The 15068-nt window shown below is 59.2% G+C and carries 15 protein-coding genes; 6 read left to right on the forward strand and 9 right to left on the reverse strand.

Annotation, left to right across the window (positions count from 1 at the left end):
• Window positions 1–444: 444 nt before the first annotated feature.
• The 7 genes from PSEBG33_RS14150 to PSEBG33_RS14120 all read right to left on the reverse strand — a co-directional run bounded on the left by PSEBG33_RS14150 (window position 445) and on the right by PSEBG33_RS14120 (window position 5995).
• Window positions 445–1398, reverse strand: coding sequence for a D-2-hydroxyacid dehydrogenase family protein (locus PSEBG33_RS14150; RefSeq protein ID WP_005788036.1), 954 nt, complete (start codon window positions 1396–1398; stop codon window positions 445–447).
• 16 nt (window positions 1399–1414) lie between these two features.
• Window positions 1415–2416: an alpha/beta fold hydrolase gene (locus PSEBG33_RS14145; protein WP_005788038.1), complete on the reverse strand. Its 1002-nt coding sequence runs from the start codon at window positions 2414–2416 to the stop codon at window positions 1415–1417.
• 45 nt (window positions 2417–2461) lie between these two features.
• Window positions 2462–2899 (reverse strand): YqaA family protein, encoded by a 438-nt coding sequence (locus PSEBG33_RS14140; RefSeq protein WP_005788040.1) that lies wholly within the window; start codon window positions 2897–2899, stop codon window positions 2462–2464.
• 9 nt (window positions 2900–2908) lie between these two features.
• Window positions 2909–3355 (reverse strand): DUF411 domain-containing protein, encoded by a 447-nt coding sequence (locus PSEBG33_RS14135; RefSeq protein WP_005788041.1) that lies wholly within the window; start codon window positions 3353–3355, stop codon window positions 2909–2911.
• Between the two features lie 82 nt (window positions 3356–3437).
• The gene (locus tag PSEBG33_RS14130) at window positions 3438–3896 is read right to left on the reverse strand and encodes an SRPBCC family protein (RefSeq protein ID WP_005788043.1); all 459 of its coding nucleotides are present in this window, start codon (window positions 3894–3896) and stop codon (window positions 3438–3440) included.
• 90 nt (window positions 3897–3986) lie between these two features.
• Window positions 3987–4934, reverse strand: a complete 948-nt coding sequence (locus tag PSEBG33_RS14125; protein ID WP_232289423.1) for a calcium-binding protein — start codon at window positions 4932–4934, stop codon at window positions 3987–3989.
• A 155-nt stretch (window positions 4935–5089) separates the two neighbouring features.
• Entirely contained in the window at window positions 5090–5995 is a 906-nt protein-coding gene (locus PSEBG33_RS14120) for an AraC family transcriptional regulator (protein ID WP_005788046.1), read from the reverse strand.
• 103 nt (window positions 5996–6098) lie between these two features.
• Between PSEBG33_RS14120 and PSEBG33_RS14115 the strand changes: the two genes are divergently transcribed.
• The 5 genes from PSEBG33_RS14115 to PSEBG33_RS14095 are packed head-to-tail and all read left to right on the forward strand — an operon-like array spanning window position 6099 to window position 10504.
• Window positions 6099–6659, forward strand: a complete 561-nt coding sequence (locus PSEBG33_RS14115) for a carboxymuconolactone decarboxylase family protein (protein WP_005788047.1) — start codon at window positions 6099–6101, stop codon at window positions 6657–6659.
• 39 nt (window positions 6660–6698) lie between these two features.
• On the forward strand, window positions 6699–7760 hold the full coding sequence (locus PSEBG33_RS14110) for an acyl-CoA dehydrogenase family protein (RefSeq protein WP_005788049.1): 1062 nt from the start codon (window positions 6699–6701) through the stop codon (window positions 7758–7760).
• Window positions 7757–8560, forward strand: a complete 804-nt coding sequence (locus tag PSEBG33_RS14105; RefSeq protein ID WP_005788050.1) for an ABC transporter ATP-binding protein — start codon at window positions 7757–7759, stop codon at window positions 8558–8560. Before PSEBG33_RS14110 ends, PSEBG33_RS14105 begins: the two co-directional genes overlap by 4 nt.
• The gene (locus PSEBG33_RS14100) at window positions 8547–9746 is read left to right on the forward strand and encodes an ABC transporter substrate-binding protein (protein ID WP_005788052.1); all 1200 of its coding nucleotides are present in this window, start codon (window positions 8547–8549) and stop codon (window positions 9744–9746) included. Before PSEBG33_RS14105 ends, PSEBG33_RS14100 begins: the two co-directional genes overlap by 14 nt.
• Before the next feature lie 53 nt (window positions 9747–9799).
• The gene (locus PSEBG33_RS14095; RefSeq protein WP_164699546.1) at window positions 9800–10504 is read left to right on the forward strand and encodes an ABC transporter permease; all 705 of its coding nucleotides are present in this window, start codon (window positions 9800–9802) and stop codon (window positions 10502–10504) included.
• Between the two features lie 47 nt (window positions 10505–10551).
• Here PSEBG33_RS14095 and PSEBG33_RS14090 read toward each other — a convergent pair whose 3' ends face one another.
• Window positions 10552–14016, reverse strand: coding sequence for a membrane-targeted effector domain-containing toxin (locus PSEBG33_RS14090; RefSeq protein WP_157264159.1), 3465 nt, complete (start codon window positions 14014–14016; stop codon window positions 10552–10554).
• 316 nt (window positions 14017–14332) lie between these two features.
• Between PSEBG33_RS14090 and PSEBG33_RS14085 the strand changes: the two genes are divergently transcribed.
• Window positions 14333–14527, forward strand: a complete 195-nt coding sequence (locus tag PSEBG33_RS14085) for a hypothetical protein (protein ID WP_005788056.1) — start codon at window positions 14333–14335, stop codon at window positions 14525–14527.
• Between the two features lie 15 nt (window positions 14528–14542).
• Here the strand turns inward: PSEBG33_RS14085 and PSEBG33_RS14080 are convergent, their stop codons facing one another.
• A complete protein-coding gene (locus PSEBG33_RS14080; RefSeq protein ID WP_005788058.1) occupies window positions 14543–14923 on the reverse strand; it encodes a hypothetical protein in 381 nt (126 codons plus the stop codon).
• Between the last annotated feature and the right edge of the window lie 145 nt (window positions 14924–15068).

Consider the following 15068-nt stretch of genomic DNA (forward strand, 5'->3'; position numbering starts at 1 on the left):
TGTTGGTTCGCTAATGGCCCGCTGCCACTAGCTCCAAGTGGCCGCATCCTGCGGCCAGGCACACCAGCGCTATACAAGCTGGCAAGGCGTATGCCAGTTGCAACGTCGGCTGAAAAAGATTGGATGAACGGGCATTCGGCGTGAAACGCTCGTGCACGTCCTTACCTAAAACTTGACCTGAGGCGGAGTTGGAAAGTTTAGATTTTTTGCGGGGTTTTTGTTTTGGAACGGACCCATCGGTCATGAGTCTAGGCCAGATCCCAGAGCCTGCCGGGTTTAGCGTGGTTTTTTGTAGGACAAAATAAATCTAACGATATGCCCCCTGTGGCGAGGGAGCTTGTTCCCGCTGGCCTGCGTAGCGGCCCCCAAAATCTTGGGAGCGCTGCGCACTCCAGCGGGAGCAAGCTCCCTCGCCACAAGGGGGGGGTGCCCTTAAATGGTGCGTCAGCCCAGCACGCGAATGGGCACGCCATCGGCCCAGGCCTGAATGTCTTCAATCATCTGTTGATAGAACTGCCGGTAATTGCGCTCACTCACATACCCCACATGTGGCGTGGCCAGCACATTGGGCAAGCGGCGAAATGGATGATCAGCCGGCAGCGGTTCCTGGGCATACACATCCAGCGCCGCCCCGGCCAGGCGGCCACTGCTCAATGCCTGCACCAGCGCCTGCTCATCCACAATCGGCCCGCGTGCGGTGTTCACCAGCTGCGCCGTGGGCTTCATCCACGCCAGAGCCTGGGCATCCACCAGCCCACGGCTGCGCTCACTGAGCACCAGATGGATGGTGAGGATATCCGCCTGTTCAAACAACTCGCGCTTGCTGACCCATCTCACGCCTGCTTCAGCCGCCCGTTGCGGCGTGAGGTTTTCGCTCCAGGCGATCACCCGCATACCGAATGCCTGGGCAAACGTCGCGACTTTCTGGCCGATACTGCCCAGGCCGAGCACGCCCAGGGTCTTGCCATGCAGGTCACCGCCCAGGCCCACCTGCCATCCGCCTGCGCGCAGCGAGTTGGCTTCGGCGAGCAGATTGCGCGTAGAGGCCATGATCAGCGCCCAGGTCAGTTCCGGCGCCGCGTGTTTATAGCTGTCGGTGCCGCACACCTGGATACCCAGGGCCTTGGCGGCGGTAATATCGATGGCGGCATTGCGCATACCGCCGGTGACCAGCAATTTGAGCTTGGGCAACTCTTGCAGCAGGGCCTCATCGAAGGTGGAGCGTTCGCGCATGACGCAAATCACCTCGAAGCCCTTCAAGCGTTCAACCATTGTCGCCGTATCAGCGGGGTAGTCGTGGAGGAACTGCACCTGGCCCACGCCGTCCAGCGCCGACCAATCCACCACGTCACTGGCGACGTTCTGCCAGTCATCTATCACTGCGATCTGTATCGACATGCCATGGGCCTCGAAATCAAAGGGCATTCATACCCTGCAACAGCGCTTTATGAAACTGCTCCGGTTCTTCCATCTGTGGCGCATGGCCCAGGCCGGGGAATTCCACCAGCGTGGCGTGGGGAATCAGCTTGGTCACCTGCTTGCCCAGCACTTGGTAATTGCCAATCCTGGCCTTGACCTCGGGCGGCGCTACATCCTTGCCGATCGCAGTCGTGTCGCTGGTGCCAATTAGCAACAGGGTGGGCACCTTCAGATCCTTGAATTCGTAGTACACCGGTTGGGTGAAGATCATGTCGTAAATCAATGCCGAGTTCCACGCGACTTGGGTATGCCCCGGGCCTTTGTTCAGGCCGACGAGCATATCCACCCAGCGTTCGTATTCCGGCTTCCAGCGCCCGCCATAATAGGTGTCGCGTTCATATTTGCGCACCCCGTCGGCGCTCATTTTCAGCTCGCGCTGGTACCACTGGTCGACGCTCTGGTAGGGCACACCGAGGGCTTTCCAGTCTTCCAGGCCGATAGGGTTCACCAGTCCAAGTTGTTCGGTTTGCTCGGGATACATCAAGGCATAGCGAGTGGCAAGCATCCCGCCGGTGGAATGGCCGATCACCGTGGCTTTCTGGATGCCGAGTTTTTCCAGCAGTTGGTGGGTGTTGGCCGCCAATTGCTGGAAGCTGTACTGGTAGTGATCGGGCTTGCTGGAAGTGCAGAAGCCGATCTGGTCGGGGGCGATGACGCGGTAACCGGCACTGCTGAGTGCCTTGATCGAACCTTCCCAGGTGGCACCGCAAAAGTTCTTGCCGTGCATCAGCACCACGCTGCGGCCGTTGGCTGTGCCTTTGGCGGGCACGTCCATGTAGCCCATTTGCAGGGATTTGCCTTGGGATTGGAAGGTGAAATGCTGGAGAGGATGGGGGTATTGGAAGCCTTGGAGTTCGGGGCCATAGGTGGCGGCTAACAAGGGGGTGGCGCTCACTGAAAACAGGCCGGCTATGCATAACGAACGGATGAAAGGCATGGGCTGGGGCTCCGAGAAAGATGTCCGGATGCTCTTGGGAGAGGATTAACGGGGGATTAACACCCATTGCAACGTCAGCGCTGCGAGCACGCCATAACGCAGGCCTTTGGCCAGGGTAACCAACAGCAAAAACCGCCACAACGGCTCGCGCATCACCCCGGCCACCAGCGTCAGCGGGTCACCAATGATCGGAACCCAACTGAGCAACAGTGTCCAGTGCCCCCAACGCCCGTAATGGCGGCGGGCTTTGTCCAGTTGCCTGGCGTTCACTGGAAACCAACGCCGCTCCTTGAAACGTTCCACCGAGCGTCCGAGCAGCCAATTGACCACTGAGCCGAGCACGTTGCCAAGCGTAGCAATGCCCAGCAGTAGCCACAGCTGGTACTGGCCGTTCAGCAACAGGCCCACCAACACGGCTTCCGATTGCAGGGGCAATAACGTTGCGGCGCCAAACGCCGCGACGAACAGGCCCAGGTAACCCATCAGCACCGGTCAGTGTGCCGGGTAGTCGGCTACTACTACGTCTTTGCCGTCGCGGGTCAGGCCAATGACTTGATAGGCCTCGCTGCGACCGTCAACTTCCATGCCTGGGGAGCCCAGCGGCATGCCCGGCGCGGCAAGACCCAGCAGGTCGTCGCGCTTGCGCAAGGCCATTACTTGTTCGGCAGGTACGTGACCTTCGACGAATTTGCCATCGATTACCGCCGTGTGGCATGAGCCAAGGCGCGGGGCGACGCCCAGGCGTTGCTTGACCGCGCTCATGTCTGCTTCAACGTGGTCGTTGACCTTGAAACCGTTGTTTTCCAGATGGCTGATCCATTTTTTGCAGCAACCGCAATTGGCATCGCGGTGTACATCGATGGGAATCAGCTCGGCGGCTTGGGCCAGGGGGGTGGCAAGCAGGGCGCAGAGCAAGGCCAGTCGCAATGGGATTTTCATCAGGGGTCTCACTGAAAGCGCAGCAATAAACCGCGCATTCTCCCTGCTTTTTACACTGAGACGCGGTGGTAATGTTTCTAAATTATACGAAGTTTGGGCTTTCCAACCGCTGCTTGAGCTGGTCCAGGGCGATGGCGGAGAGTTTGATCATGCGTTCGTGCAAGGTTGCCAGTTGCAGTTCGGTTTCATACGTCAATACGCGCTTGAACCGAGTGCCACCCTGATGAGCTTGCAAAAAATAATGGATACAACCGTCCACTGCCAGTGAGGTGAACACGGTCTTGAACTCGTCGGGGCAGCGGGCGATTTGCACGCGGTAGCTCATTGATACGCGAATGCCCAGCAGGTCTATGTCTTCAGTAAAGCGCGAGCCGACCGGCAATGAGCCGCGGGTGCCGGTGTCGGCGCTGAGGGAGGAGGGGTGCCATTCGTGCCAGCGGTCGGGCTGGGTTACATAATCGTAAACAGTATGGATTGGGACCTGGATGAAGCGTTCCTGACTGATCTGCTCCAAGCGGATCGGCTGCTCAGTCGCGTGCATGACACACCTCCTGTGTGGCGGGTTTTTACACTGGGAGTTGTCAGAATAGTCCGACTCCCGCGCTTCGCACGGGAGTATTGCGACCGTTGGTTAACTTGGTTGCTCGCTGGCTTTGCCCGGTTTGGCCTGATTCCAGGCCGAGCCTTGGGTGAGTGTCAATTTATCATTGACGCGCGTGTAAATGCTGTCCGTTGGCCGATGATTGGCGATGCGATCATTACCTTCACCGGTATAGAAAGACGTACGGTCATGCCCTGTCAGCAGATCATCGCCGTTGCCGCCCTTCAGATGGTTGGTCCCGCTACCGGCATACAGTTTGTCGTCGCCGTCGCCACCATCGAGCAAGTTCTGTTTATGTGCATTGCCAACCCCTGCATCGAGTCGGTCGTTGCCCCCGTTACCGAACATGATGGTGTTGCCACTGCCGCCGATGATCAGGTCGTCTCCGTCGTTGCCTTCGGCGTAGCCTGAGTTGCTGCCCAAGAGCAGAGTATCGTGGCCGCTGCCGCCAAATAGCCCGGACACGCCACCGCCGGCCTGGATGAAGTCGTTTCCGGCGCCACCCTGTACTTCCAGGAGGTGCTTGACGTCATCATCGATGATGACCCTGTCATCGCCGCCGTTGGTTTTGATCAAAAGGCTCTGATCCGGGCCTTGTGGTGCTTTGGCGTCAAGCACATACGGTCTGCCGTTGATGATGAACTGCAGCTTGTCGCCCGGCCAACTGCGCACGTGGACCTCGTCGGCGCCGTTACTGGTTTCTATCACAAGTCGGCTGGAGCTGATCTGCGGTTTTTCGGGGTTCCGGGTGCTCCAGGTAATTTCCCGGCTGAAGGTCACATCACTTTTTTCAAGCAGCAGGTGCGTCCTGATATTCGGTACGCCCAGCTGCAGGTCTAAGGGGGGGTCATAGGGTGACGGCTTGGACCGCTGCGGTTCGGTGGAAGCCGTGGAGTGATGGGGGACTGCTGCATGAGTGAGGGGTAATAGCATCAGGTGTCCTTCGGGTTGATCGTAGAAAGTCTGACAGTGCGCCATGACTACTCTTGCGTGGAGGATCAGCCCAAAGGGTTCCTGCGGGCGGTGACGCATTTGCGTCAAGGCATTTATGCCAACCTTTAATGCGCCCCCCGGGGCGATCAGATATCCAGCATGGCCAGCACTTGCCTGGGGTAGCGCAAACCGGCGATTGCTTAGGCTTGTGCCCTGCGATAGGCGCCGGGTTGCTGACCGGTGACTTTATGAAAGGCCCGGGTAAATGCGGCCACCGACTGATACCCGGCTGCCAGCGAGACCTCGGCCACGGTCTGGTCCGCCTTGAGCAGCCCACAGGCATGGCGCATACGTATCACCAGCAATACCTGCCCCGGCGACTGCCCGCATAACTCCCTGAAACGCTTGAAAAACGCCGAACGGGATAACCCCGTGCACGCCGCCATGCTTTCCAGGCTCCAGGGCTCGGCCGGGCGCGCAATCAGTTGCTCCAGCAGGCCGGCAAATGCCGGTTGCCGGCCCAACGCTGCCAGGCCGCCCAGCTCGGTGTTGTCGATGACTTGCTGGCGCAGTACATATAAAAACAACAAGTGGCAAAGACGTTCGAGCAAGGCCGAGGAGGGCGCGGGTAGGCGCTCGCACTCCTGCAGGATCAATTCGAACAGATTGCGCGCAGCGGTCAACGATGGATCACCGGCACGCAGGATGATCCATGCGGGCAGGCTGTCGACAATCATCGCCGACAAGCCGGATTGGAAATGGAAGAAGCCGCAAACCAGGCCCACGCCATCCATGGCACTGCTGTCGAGGGGCAGCATCGGCCGGCGAGGGCACTCTTGGGCGCTTGCCGCGGTACTTTCCCCGGACAACCGATAGGCCAGGTCACGCAGTAGAAACACGGCGTCACCATTGTTCAGGTGCCGGGGCGTTGGATCACCGTCGATATGCAGCCAGCAATCGCCCTGCACGATCAAATGGAAGCTTGCCTGGGCCAGGCCGTGCGTGCTGGCGTGCCAGTCACCGCAGTAGCGGCCGACGTGAAACAAATTGGTATTGAGTTCAAGGCTATCTAATAACCAATCGACAAGTGTGCTGGACGAATTCATCTAATGGAAAGACTCAAGAGCAAGTAATCGCTACTTTAGCCTATTGAGCGATTTTTTTAGAACCAACAGACTGGCGCACTCGAACCCAACAGGAGACCACTCCATGTCCCGTGTACCGTTGCTCAGCCCTGACACCGCCCCGGAAGCGGCGAAACCTTTCCTGGAAAATGCGCAGAAGGCCTCGGGTTTCATTCCTAATCTGCTGGCGGTATTGGCCAATGCACCGGCGGCGCTGGAAACCTATATCACTGTCTCCGGCTTGAATGCCAAGGCCGAACTGAGCCTGGCCGACCGCGAAGTGGTGCAGCTGATTGCTGCTACTACCCACGGGTGCGATTTCTGTGTCGCCGGCCACACCGCCGTTGCGCGCAACAAGGCCAAGCTGCCCGAGAACGTGATCGAGGCCCTGCGCCGGCTGGGTGAGCTGCCTGATACTCGCTATGAGACACTCGCCGCCTTTACCCGCGAAGTGATCGCCACTCGGGGTGATGTCAGCGATGCCGGCTTTGAGGCATTTCTCGCGGCCGGCTATACCAAGGGCCACGCGCTGGAGGTCATCCTGGGCGTAAGCCTGGCAACCCTGTGCAACTTCGCTAACGTGTTTGCCCGTACCCCGCTGAACCCGGAACTGGCGCAGTACCGCTGGGAAAAACCGGCAAGCTGAATCGGCGATGGTCCACCTGCTGTAAAAGGAGAGACATGAATGCTTGACCCAATCTTGAGCCGTTGGCTCGATGTTCAAGCGCAGGCCCTGGATGTGGGCAGTTGCGATCCACAGGAAGTGCTGCCACGCCTGGCAGAAGCCAATATTCTGAAAATCGGTGTGCCCACCCAACTGGGCGGGCTGGGCGGTGACGTGACGGGTGCGGTCGAGGCCATCGCCAATGTGGCCAGCCATTCCCTGGCGGCGGCATTTGTGTGCTGGGGCCAGCGCTCGTTTATCGAGTACTTGTTGCAGAGCCCCAATCAGCGCCTGCGCGAACACCTGATGCCGGACCTGCTCAGCGGCAAGTTGGCCGGAGCCACCGGGCTGTCGAATGCGATGAAGTTCATATCGGGTATCGAGTCGTTGCAGATCAGCGCCGAGCCCAACGAGCATGGCTGGACGCTCAACGGTCGTCTGCATTGGGTGACCAACCTGCGCAAAAATGGTTTTGTCGCCGCAGCTGCTATCGAACATGCCGGCGGTGGTACGCCGTTTATCCTGGCGATCCCGGATTCAGTGGCGGGCTTGCAGCGCTCCCGCGATCTGGAGCTGCTTGGGTTGCAATCGAGCAACACCGCTGCCCTTGGCCTGGAAGGCGTGGAGCTGAGCCGTGACTGGTTGCTGCACGAGGACGCGCGCAAGTTCCTGCCGGCAGTGCGCCCGGCGTTTCTTGGCTTGCAGTGCGGCATGTCGATTGGCCTGGCCCGCCGTTCCCTGGCCGAGGTGGCCAATCATCTGGGGGCCAGCCGTACGGTGTTGCGCGAAGAGCTGGAAGCCTTGCGGGCGACGCTGGACCATCTGGTCAGCGAGCTCAAGAGCGGGTTGCTGGCCGGGCGCTTTGCTGCCGAGCCGATCCCCTTGTTCAAGCTGCGCATTGCCCTGGCAGAAACCGCCGCCAGCGCCGTGCAGCTTGAACTGCAGGCCAGTGGCGGCAAGGCCTACCTCACCGCCCACGGCAGTGGTTTTGCGCGGCGCTGGCGCGAGTCGGCATTTGTGCCGATTGTGACGCCCAGCCTGGTGCAACTGCGCACTGAGTTGCAGCGCCAGGCCAACCTATGAGCCAGGCGGTCATGACGGCCCAGGGGATTTGCCTGGGGTATGCCAGCGGCCCGGTACTGCAAGGGTTTGACTTGCAGTTGCAGGCGGGCGAAGTGGTGTCGATCCTGGGGCCCAGCGGCGTGGGCAAATCCAGCCTGCTGCGTGTGCTTGCCGGCTTGCAGCTACCCCAGGCCGGTCGTGTGCACGTGTTGGGCGAACCCTTGAGCGGTCCGCACCCACGGGTGGCGGTGGCCTTTCAGGACCCAAGCCTGTTGCCCTGGTTGAACCTGGAAAAGAACGTCGCCTTTGGCCTGGACTTCGCCCGCCAACCGCACCTGAGTGTTGAAGAGCGCCGCCGTCGTGTCGACCACGCCATCGCGGCGGTAGGCCTGGAACATGCGCGCCAGCAGTTCCCGGCGCAACTGTCCGGCGGCATGGCCCAGCGCACCGCGCTGGCCCGCTGCCTGGCCCGCCAGCCTCAAGTGCTGCTGCTGGATGAGCCCTTCGGCGCGCTGGACGAAGTGACCCGCGCCGACATGCAGCACCTGCTGCTCAAGGTCAACCGTGAGCAAGGTTCGGCGGCGGTATTGATCACCCATGACATCGACGAAGCGCTACTGCTGTCCGACCGCATCCTGCTACTGGGTAACCGCCCGGCACGGACGTTGGGTGAATGGCATATCGACTTGCCGCAACCTCGGGACGAACAGGTCGAGGCCATCGGCGCGCTGCGTATCGATATTCTGAAAACCTTACGGCAGGCGAGCCGCCCTCAACCCAACCCCCTTGAACAACAGGAGCTTAGCCATGTGTCTGGATGACCTGACCCACTCGCGCCGTGACTTTCTCAAACTCTCGGCGGTGCTCAGTGCCGCCGGCGCCTTGCCGCTGTTGAGCAGCCTGCAGGCGCGTGCCGCCAATGAGCCCGACGCGCCGGTGCGTATCGGTTATCTGCCGATCACCGACGCCACGCCGTTGCTGGTTGCCCACAACAACGGCCTGTTCGAAGCCGAAGGCATCAAGGCCGAACGTCCGGTGCTGTTGCGCAGTTGGGCCCAGGTGATCGAGGCGTTCATCTCGGGGCAGGTCAACGTGATTCACCTGCTGTCACCGATGACCGTGTGGGCGCGCTACGGCAGCAAGGTGCCGGCCAAAGTCGTGGCCTGGAACCATGTGGGCGGCTCGGGCCTGACTGTATCGCCAGGCATAACCGACGTGAAGCAACTGGGCGGCAAGTCGGTGGCGATTCCGTTCTGGTACTCGATCCATAACGTGGTGGTGCAGCAACTGTTCCGCGACAACGGCCTCACGCCGGTGACGCGTGCGACCGGCAGTTCGATTGCCGCCAATGAAGTCAACCTGATCGTATTACCGCCGTCGGACATGCCGCCCGCACTGGCCAGCAAGCGCATCGACGGCTATATCGTCGCCGAGCCGTTCAACGCGCTGGCCGAGAACCTCAAGGTCGGCCGCGTGCAGCGCTTTACCGGTGATGTGTGGCGCAACCACGCGTGCTGTGTGGTGTTCATGCACGAACACGATCTGACCAACCGTCCGGAGTGGTCGCAGAAAGTAGTGAACGCTATCGTCAAGGCCCAGGTGTGGACCCGCGACAACCGCGAAGAGGCGGTGAAGCTCTTGTCCAAGGATGGCCCGAACCGTTACACGCCACACGCCGAGCCGGTGTTGAGCAAAGTCCTGGCCCCGGCTGCCAGCGACCGCGCCGCCTATTTGGCGGACGGTGCGATCCAGCACGCCAATTGGGACGAGCACCGCATCGACTTTCAGCCTTATCCCTTCCCCAGTTACACCGAAGAACTGGTGCGCCGCCTCAAAGACACGCTGATCGAAGGCGACAAGAAGTTTCTTGCCGATCTCGATCCGGCATTCGTCGCCAAGGACCTGGTGGACGACCGTTTCGTGCGTCAAGCGATCGAGGCGGTGGGCGGCATGAAAACCTTCGGCTTGCCGGGCGGCTATGAGCGGCATGAGGAGATTGGCGTTTGAACAACGGTAGAATCCTGGGCTGGTCGCTGGGGTTGAGCGGCTTGGCAGGTTTGATGTTGCTGTGGTGGCTGGGCGTAAAAGTGTTCGGCGAGGCCGACGGCCTGTCGGCGCGTTTTTCGCTGGCGGCCACCGCAAGCAGCCTGTGGGAACTGCTTGGGCGCAGCGAGCTGTACCTGCACATTGCCGTGAGCCTCAAGCGCATTTTTGTCGGGCTGTTTCTCGCACTGTTAGTGGGGGTGCCACTGGGGCTGCTGGTGGGCAGTTCGCGCAGACTGGAAGCGGCGACCACGCCGGCCTTCCAGTTTCTGCGGATGATTTCGCCGTTGTCCTGGATGCCGATCGTGGTGATGCTCATGGGGGTAGGCGACCAGCCGATCTATTTCCTGCTGGCGTTTGCCGCGGTATGGCCGATCGTGCTCAACACCGCAGCCGGCGTGCGTCAACTCGACCCGCGTTGGTTGCAGTTGAGCAAGAGCCTGAGTGCCACGCGCTGGGAGACGTTGCGTCGAGTCATCATTCCTGGTGTGGTCGGGCATGTGCTGACCGGCGTACGCCTGGCCATCGGTATCCTATGGATCGTGCTGGTGCCGTGCGAGATGCTCGGGGTCAGTGCAGGGCTGGGCTATTACATCCTCGATACCCGTGATCGCCTGGCGTATTCGGAGTTGATGGCGATGGTGGTGGTGATCGGGCTGTTGGGGTTCGCGCTGGATGCGCTGGCACGTGGGCTGCACCAGCGCTGGGTGCAGCGGGGATAAACACGCACATTCGAGCGACACACTGTCGCTCGAAGCGCAGGGCAGGGTTAAACCTGAATAACCAGGTCACCTGGCAAGTCTGTGGGGGAGAGAGGGTTTCGTACGTTGGGCGAAGGTTTGTCGAAGACCCCGATACTGATGCTGCCTGTCATCTCGGCCAAGCCCGGAACACCCTCAGTGGTATTCATGTGTGATTGACCGACCAAGGCAAGCCACTTTTCCGTTCCAGAGTTGGCCTGGATCACTTCTGACGCATAGTAATTGAACTCTTCGAGGCGTTGCCTGGAGCCGAACCCTGTCTCGGTGCGGCCTAGTTTTGCGTCTTTATGCCGGGTTAAATAATAGTGATCAAGCGGCAACACTTCGATGCCATGCAACTCGAACTTGGCTTTGAGCTCGTCAAAGGTCGGTTGGGTACGAGGGAGGTTAGGATTGGCAAGGTTGCCGATGCCATCATCCACAATACCCTTGGGCGGTAAGTCGATGACGCCTTCGAAATAGATCTTCTTCACCCCTTCCTGTTTAAATTTTTCAACATTGTCGAAGAGCAACTTAAAGCTGGCCATCTCTTTATGGGACTCTCCGAACACGATGCCATTGGACACTTTCAGTGCCTCTGTGATCACTTCGGCTGCGGGCGCGGTCTTGGAGATTTGCGGCGCCACTATGCGTGGTGGCAGGGCGCCGTCTTTGATGGCGTCATAGGTCTCGTACATTTCCTCGATGAATTTTTTCAGCGTTTCATCTTTGCCGTCACCGCGCAGGAAGTGCCCTGGCTCCAGTTTCCCTTTCATGCTTTCTACGTAGCTGCCTTTGGGCAGCTCCTTTCTTGTGACTTTGCTGCTGATCCTGGGACGTGTAGGTCGACCTATCGGGTCGAATCGATGCGCTTGCGAATGACTTGGGGCGTATGCCACAGGCATGTAAGTATGCGTCGGAACGAACGCCTCAAGAGGCGGGCCGTAAGGCTCCCGAGTGTCCGCATCCACGGCGTACCATTTGCCCTCATGTAGAACGGCAGAGGCTTCCAGGTTTTTGTCACCACGCTTGAACAGGCCGATAGCGACATCATCGAAGGCCGCGCCTGCCTCGATCAGGTCGCTGCCCCTGGCCATGCCTCGCAGACGCTGTATGCCGTCACCGGCTGCGCCGGCACCTGCCAGAGCCAGCTTGCCGGCGCCCACCGCCGCATCGCCTAAACCACCCAGCGGATTGAAAGCGCTCAAGACGTCGGCGCCGATTATTCGGGTGGCGCGCGCCAGTTTGCTGATGGCGTTGCTGGTTTTATGCGCGCCCTTCAGCAGTTTTGACGCGGTGCCCACGCCGGCAGTGAGAAAACCGAAGACGTCAAATGCCAGATCGACAGCCGCATCTTTATAGTTGCCGTTACGCCAATTGACGATGGCCGTTCTCAGCGGAATCAGATCGAGGATAAATTCGCCGATGGTATTGAGGGTGTCACGGTTCCTCTCCGTAGACGTCCTACCTTCTGCTTGCCGCCTGACGGCGTCACTGTCGATGCCCTGCGCGTTGACTATCATCTGGGCGATGTCGTGGATGCGTGGGTTTTTGAATGTGTTGACAGGGGGGCTTTCTCGGGTCTTTTCGATACCCAGACTATTCAGGTTCTTGCTGAGTGGGAGCGCTTCGATCCTGGTGACTTCATTGGCTATGTATTCATCCGCTGCGATGCGTCCCGAAGAAGCTTTTTTGATAGTCGCGGTGACCGGGTCGAATTCGTAGACGTGTTTCTCGCCCTTGAGCTCTGCTTGCATCAAAACTCTTGGGCTGGTGTGGAACAGTTTGTTTGGCCAAAACGGAATAGGCGAGCTGCGGTAGGTGTTCTCTTGATAAAAACCAAGCTTTGCGTTGTTTAAAATCTCTCGATCTGCGACAGGCAACTGGGTAATGGCATTCATCCACGTGTAATGGTGGATTTTTTTACAATGGGTCGTTACTTCGGCGAATTGTTTATCAAATTCCTGGGGGACGTTGAAGTGTGGGCTGTGGGTGAAAAGAGCGACGGCACCCAGGTTGATGCCCTTGGTGTTATTGCGGATCACCCAGTCGTTTGTGTTGATTTTCAGCCCTTGCATGGTGAGCTCGCGTAGCGAGTAGAGAGGGCCGAGGCGTTGGCCCTTGAGCCCCATCTTGTGATAATTCAGACAAAAGAGTTTGTCATCCAGAGGGAAGTCATCACCCAAGTGCTGCTGGATTCGTTCTTGTGCCATTCTTTCTCGATTCGGCAAGGGTTTGTCGAGCAAAGCGGACGCCTCTTTCAACGCTTCATGTTGAGCATTGAAAGCTGTGCGGGCGTACTCGAAATCCTCCGCGGTGTAGTGTGCGTCGTCGAGGCGGTAAATCACGTCGTTGGCCACACACCAGTCAATCAGTGCATTTTTCTTTGCCGCTTCACTGGCTGGGTATTGCGACGGGTCTGCGCACATCACTTCGGCGAAGTTCATGTTGATCGTCCTGCCGGGCGTGTGAGCTTCGATACCGGCCACCGCGATACATAAGTTCGCCCACGCCTGGCTGTGGCAACGTACTGACGCTGGAATGTCTTTGATCAAAAACTGGGGGGCGACCCGCATCAGCAGCAACCGGGCTGCCAGCGCGGCGGTAGCAGGGGAGGTACGGCCAGTGCTGCTCAGGTGATTGGCAAGGGCCTCAACCACGGAGGCGGGCGATGAGTCTCTGTGGATTTCGACGCCCAAATCAAAGCCGGCCACTATGTTTCGATTGGATTTTTGATCCAGCGCTTCAGGGTCGAGGCTCAAATGGATGGTCGCCAGCACATAGTCATTGGCGCTGCTGCTTGTGGCAATCCCGCCCACACTGGCTTGAACCGCGGCGCCTAGCGCTGCGGCTTGCGGTGAGTCGAGCAGTTTCTCCAGCGCGGCAGCAGGGTCTTGCATCAGTTGTGGAGACAGGGTGACGGCGTTGGCAAGGTAGTCCAGGGCGCCGACGCCAGGCTTGGGCAGTGGCAAGCCTGGCAGATTCGCGCTATTCGACGCGATGACATTGTAGGCCGTGCGCTGATGTTCAATGCTCAATGGCAGCGTCCAGGCCAGAGCACCACTCAAGTTGCCCAATGGGTGCTTCTGGACGTGCTCGTAGAGGGTCTGGGCAAGCTCCTGCAGCTCTACTCGGGTCTTGGGATAGTAAGGGCTTGCTGCTTTGATGAGCGATTCGAGGCTGGCGGTGCGTGGGGACGCATCGGCGGACGCAAGCGTGAGATGGGTGGACAGGAAATACGCGGCCACGGCTTCTGGCGTTGCGTCTTCGGGCAGTTTCTCCAGCGCCGTATCGAGGGCCTTGGCAAGGTTATGCAGCTCCTGGCGGTCGCTTGATTTTTTTCTCAGTGTCTGGCGTCCATCCGGCAGCGCTGGCTCAGCGGTGGCGGTGGTATCGCCCACCTGAGCGTCAACATCTGGCGGTGTTTGGGGGAGGTCGGTAGATAGCGGCGAAAATTGCAAACTACGAAGTGGGGCAGCATGTTGAATGTTCACAGTCACTCACCTTTCAGGCATGGAAACGTCAACGCTCCAAAAGGCTACATACCTGTAGCTTGAGCGCACTGATTCGTGTGCGCTCTGGGCATTACGGTTCCCACATGGCTACCTGTGGTGTGTGAGAAATCAAGTCAGCAAGACGCGAGGGGATTGCCCTCTCAACGATTAAAACCGACGGCCCGTGTGAGCGCCGAACAAGCCAAAATTTTTGATCGCCTGTAACATGAGACGCAGCCGACCCGGTTCGTCCCGATTTTCGGGTATGTGCGGCGAAACACAGCGGATACATTCTTTAAGGTTCAGGAACTTCGTCATGACCCAAAAGCAACGCTTGAAATACTCGATTCTGATCGCCCTGGCCGTGCTGGCCTCGATGTTCGGCCTGTCCTACCTGCAGAACATTGGCGTGATCAGCGAAAAGACCTTCCAGTACCTGGCCATTGCGATTGCCGTGGTGGTAGTGGTGATCAACGGCATCATGCGTCGCAAGGTCAAGCCGCACTTCTGATCAGCGCGGCGTGACTCAGGCGCGACCTTCGAGCACTTTGGCAGCCTCTTCATGGAGGCTGTAGCTTTTATCGGCATTGAGGGTGATCACGCCCTCGCTGCACAGACGCTTGAGCACCTCGCGCACACTGAGAAACGACAATGGGATGCCCAGCTCCAGCAAGTGGCTGTGCACGCCCCGCACCCCCAGGGTGCGCTGATTGTCGGCGGCGGTGAGGAGGGCGTCGATGACCTTCAGCCGAATCAGGCTGGTGCGCAGACCGAAGCACTTGAGCAAATGGCGAATGCGCTGGTTGCCTTGCTGTTCGGGTGCCTTGCCAAAGTCTTGTGAACCGTTGCCGTAGTTGGCCTCGGCAGTCGGTGAATGTCCATCCGTGGGCACTTGCGGGTTGTACATGCAAAAACTCCTTATCAGAGCCTGATCAGGAAAATGATGGTGCTCTTATTCAATAAGACGAACGAGAGAGCAAAATCATGAAGTGCCGAATGTAGAAAATTTGTCGGTATCAGGTTTGTCACACTGTCGCCGGCCTGGATAAGCC

Source organism: Pseudomonas synxantha BG33R (assembly GCF_000263715.2).
In the GTDB taxonomy this organism is placed as follows: Bacteria; Pseudomonadota; Gammaproteobacteria; order Pseudomonadales; family Pseudomonadaceae; genus Aquipseudomonas; species Aquipseudomonas synxantha_A.

What these genes read in the sequence shown, in the direction of transcription:
- PSEBG33_RS14150 (WP_005788036.1), bottom strand. Translation starts at nt 1,398, where the DNA reads ATGTCGATACAGATCGCAGTGATAGATGACTGGCAGAACGTCGCCAGT.
- PSEBG33_RS14145 (WP_005788038.1), bottom strand. Translation starts at nt 2,416, where the DNA reads ATGCCTTTCATCCGTTCGTTATGCATAGCCGGCCTGTTTTCAGTGAGC.
- PSEBG33_RS14140 (WP_005788040.1), bottom strand. Translation starts at nt 2,899, where the DNA reads ATGGGTTACCTGGGCCTGTTCGTCGCGGCGTTTGGCGCCGCAACGTTA.
- PSEBG33_RS14135 (WP_005788041.1), bottom strand. Translation starts at nt 3,355, where the DNA reads ATGAAAATCCCATTGCGACTGGCCTTGCTCTGCGCCCTGCTTGCCACC.
- PSEBG33_RS14130 (WP_005788043.1), bottom strand. Translation starts at nt 3,896, where the DNA reads ATGCACGCGACTGAGCAGCCGATCCGCTTGGAGCAGATCAGTCAGGAA.
- PSEBG33_RS14125 (WP_232289423.1), bottom strand. Translation starts at nt 4,934, where the DNA reads ATGGCGCACTGTCAGACTTTCTACGATCAACCCGAAGGACACCTGATG.
- PSEBG33_RS14120 (WP_005788046.1), bottom strand. Translation starts at nt 5,995, where the DNA reads ATGAATTCGTCCAGCACACTTGTCGATTGGTTATTAGATAGCCTTGAA.
- PSEBG33_RS14115 (WP_005788047.1), top strand. Translation starts at nt 6,099, where the DNA reads ATGTCCCGTGTACCGTTGCTCAGCCCTGACACCGCCCCGGAAGCGGCG.
- PSEBG33_RS14110 (WP_005788049.1), top strand. Translation starts at nt 6,699, where the DNA reads ATGCTTGACCCAATCTTGAGCCGTTGGCTCGATGTTCAAGCGCAGGCC.
- PSEBG33_RS14105 (WP_005788050.1), top strand. Translation starts at nt 7,757, where the DNA reads ATGAGCCAGGCGGTCATGACGGCCCAGGGGATTTGCCTGGGGTATGCC.
- PSEBG33_RS14100 (WP_005788052.1), top strand. Translation starts at nt 8,547, where the DNA reads ATGTGTCTGGATGACCTGACCCACTCGCGCCGTGACTTTCTCAAACTC.
- PSEBG33_RS14095 (WP_164699546.1), top strand. Translation starts at nt 9,800, where the DNA reads ATGTTGCTGTGGTGGCTGGGCGTAAAAGTGTTCGGCGAGGCCGACGGC.
- PSEBG33_RS14085 (WP_005788056.1), top strand. Translation starts at nt 14,333, where the DNA reads ATGACCCAAAAGCAACGCTTGAAATACTCGATTCTGATCGCCCTGGCC.
- PSEBG33_RS14080 (WP_005788058.1), bottom strand. Translation starts at nt 14,923, where the DNA reads ATGTACAACCCGCAAGTGCCCACGGATGGACATTCACCGACTGCCGAG.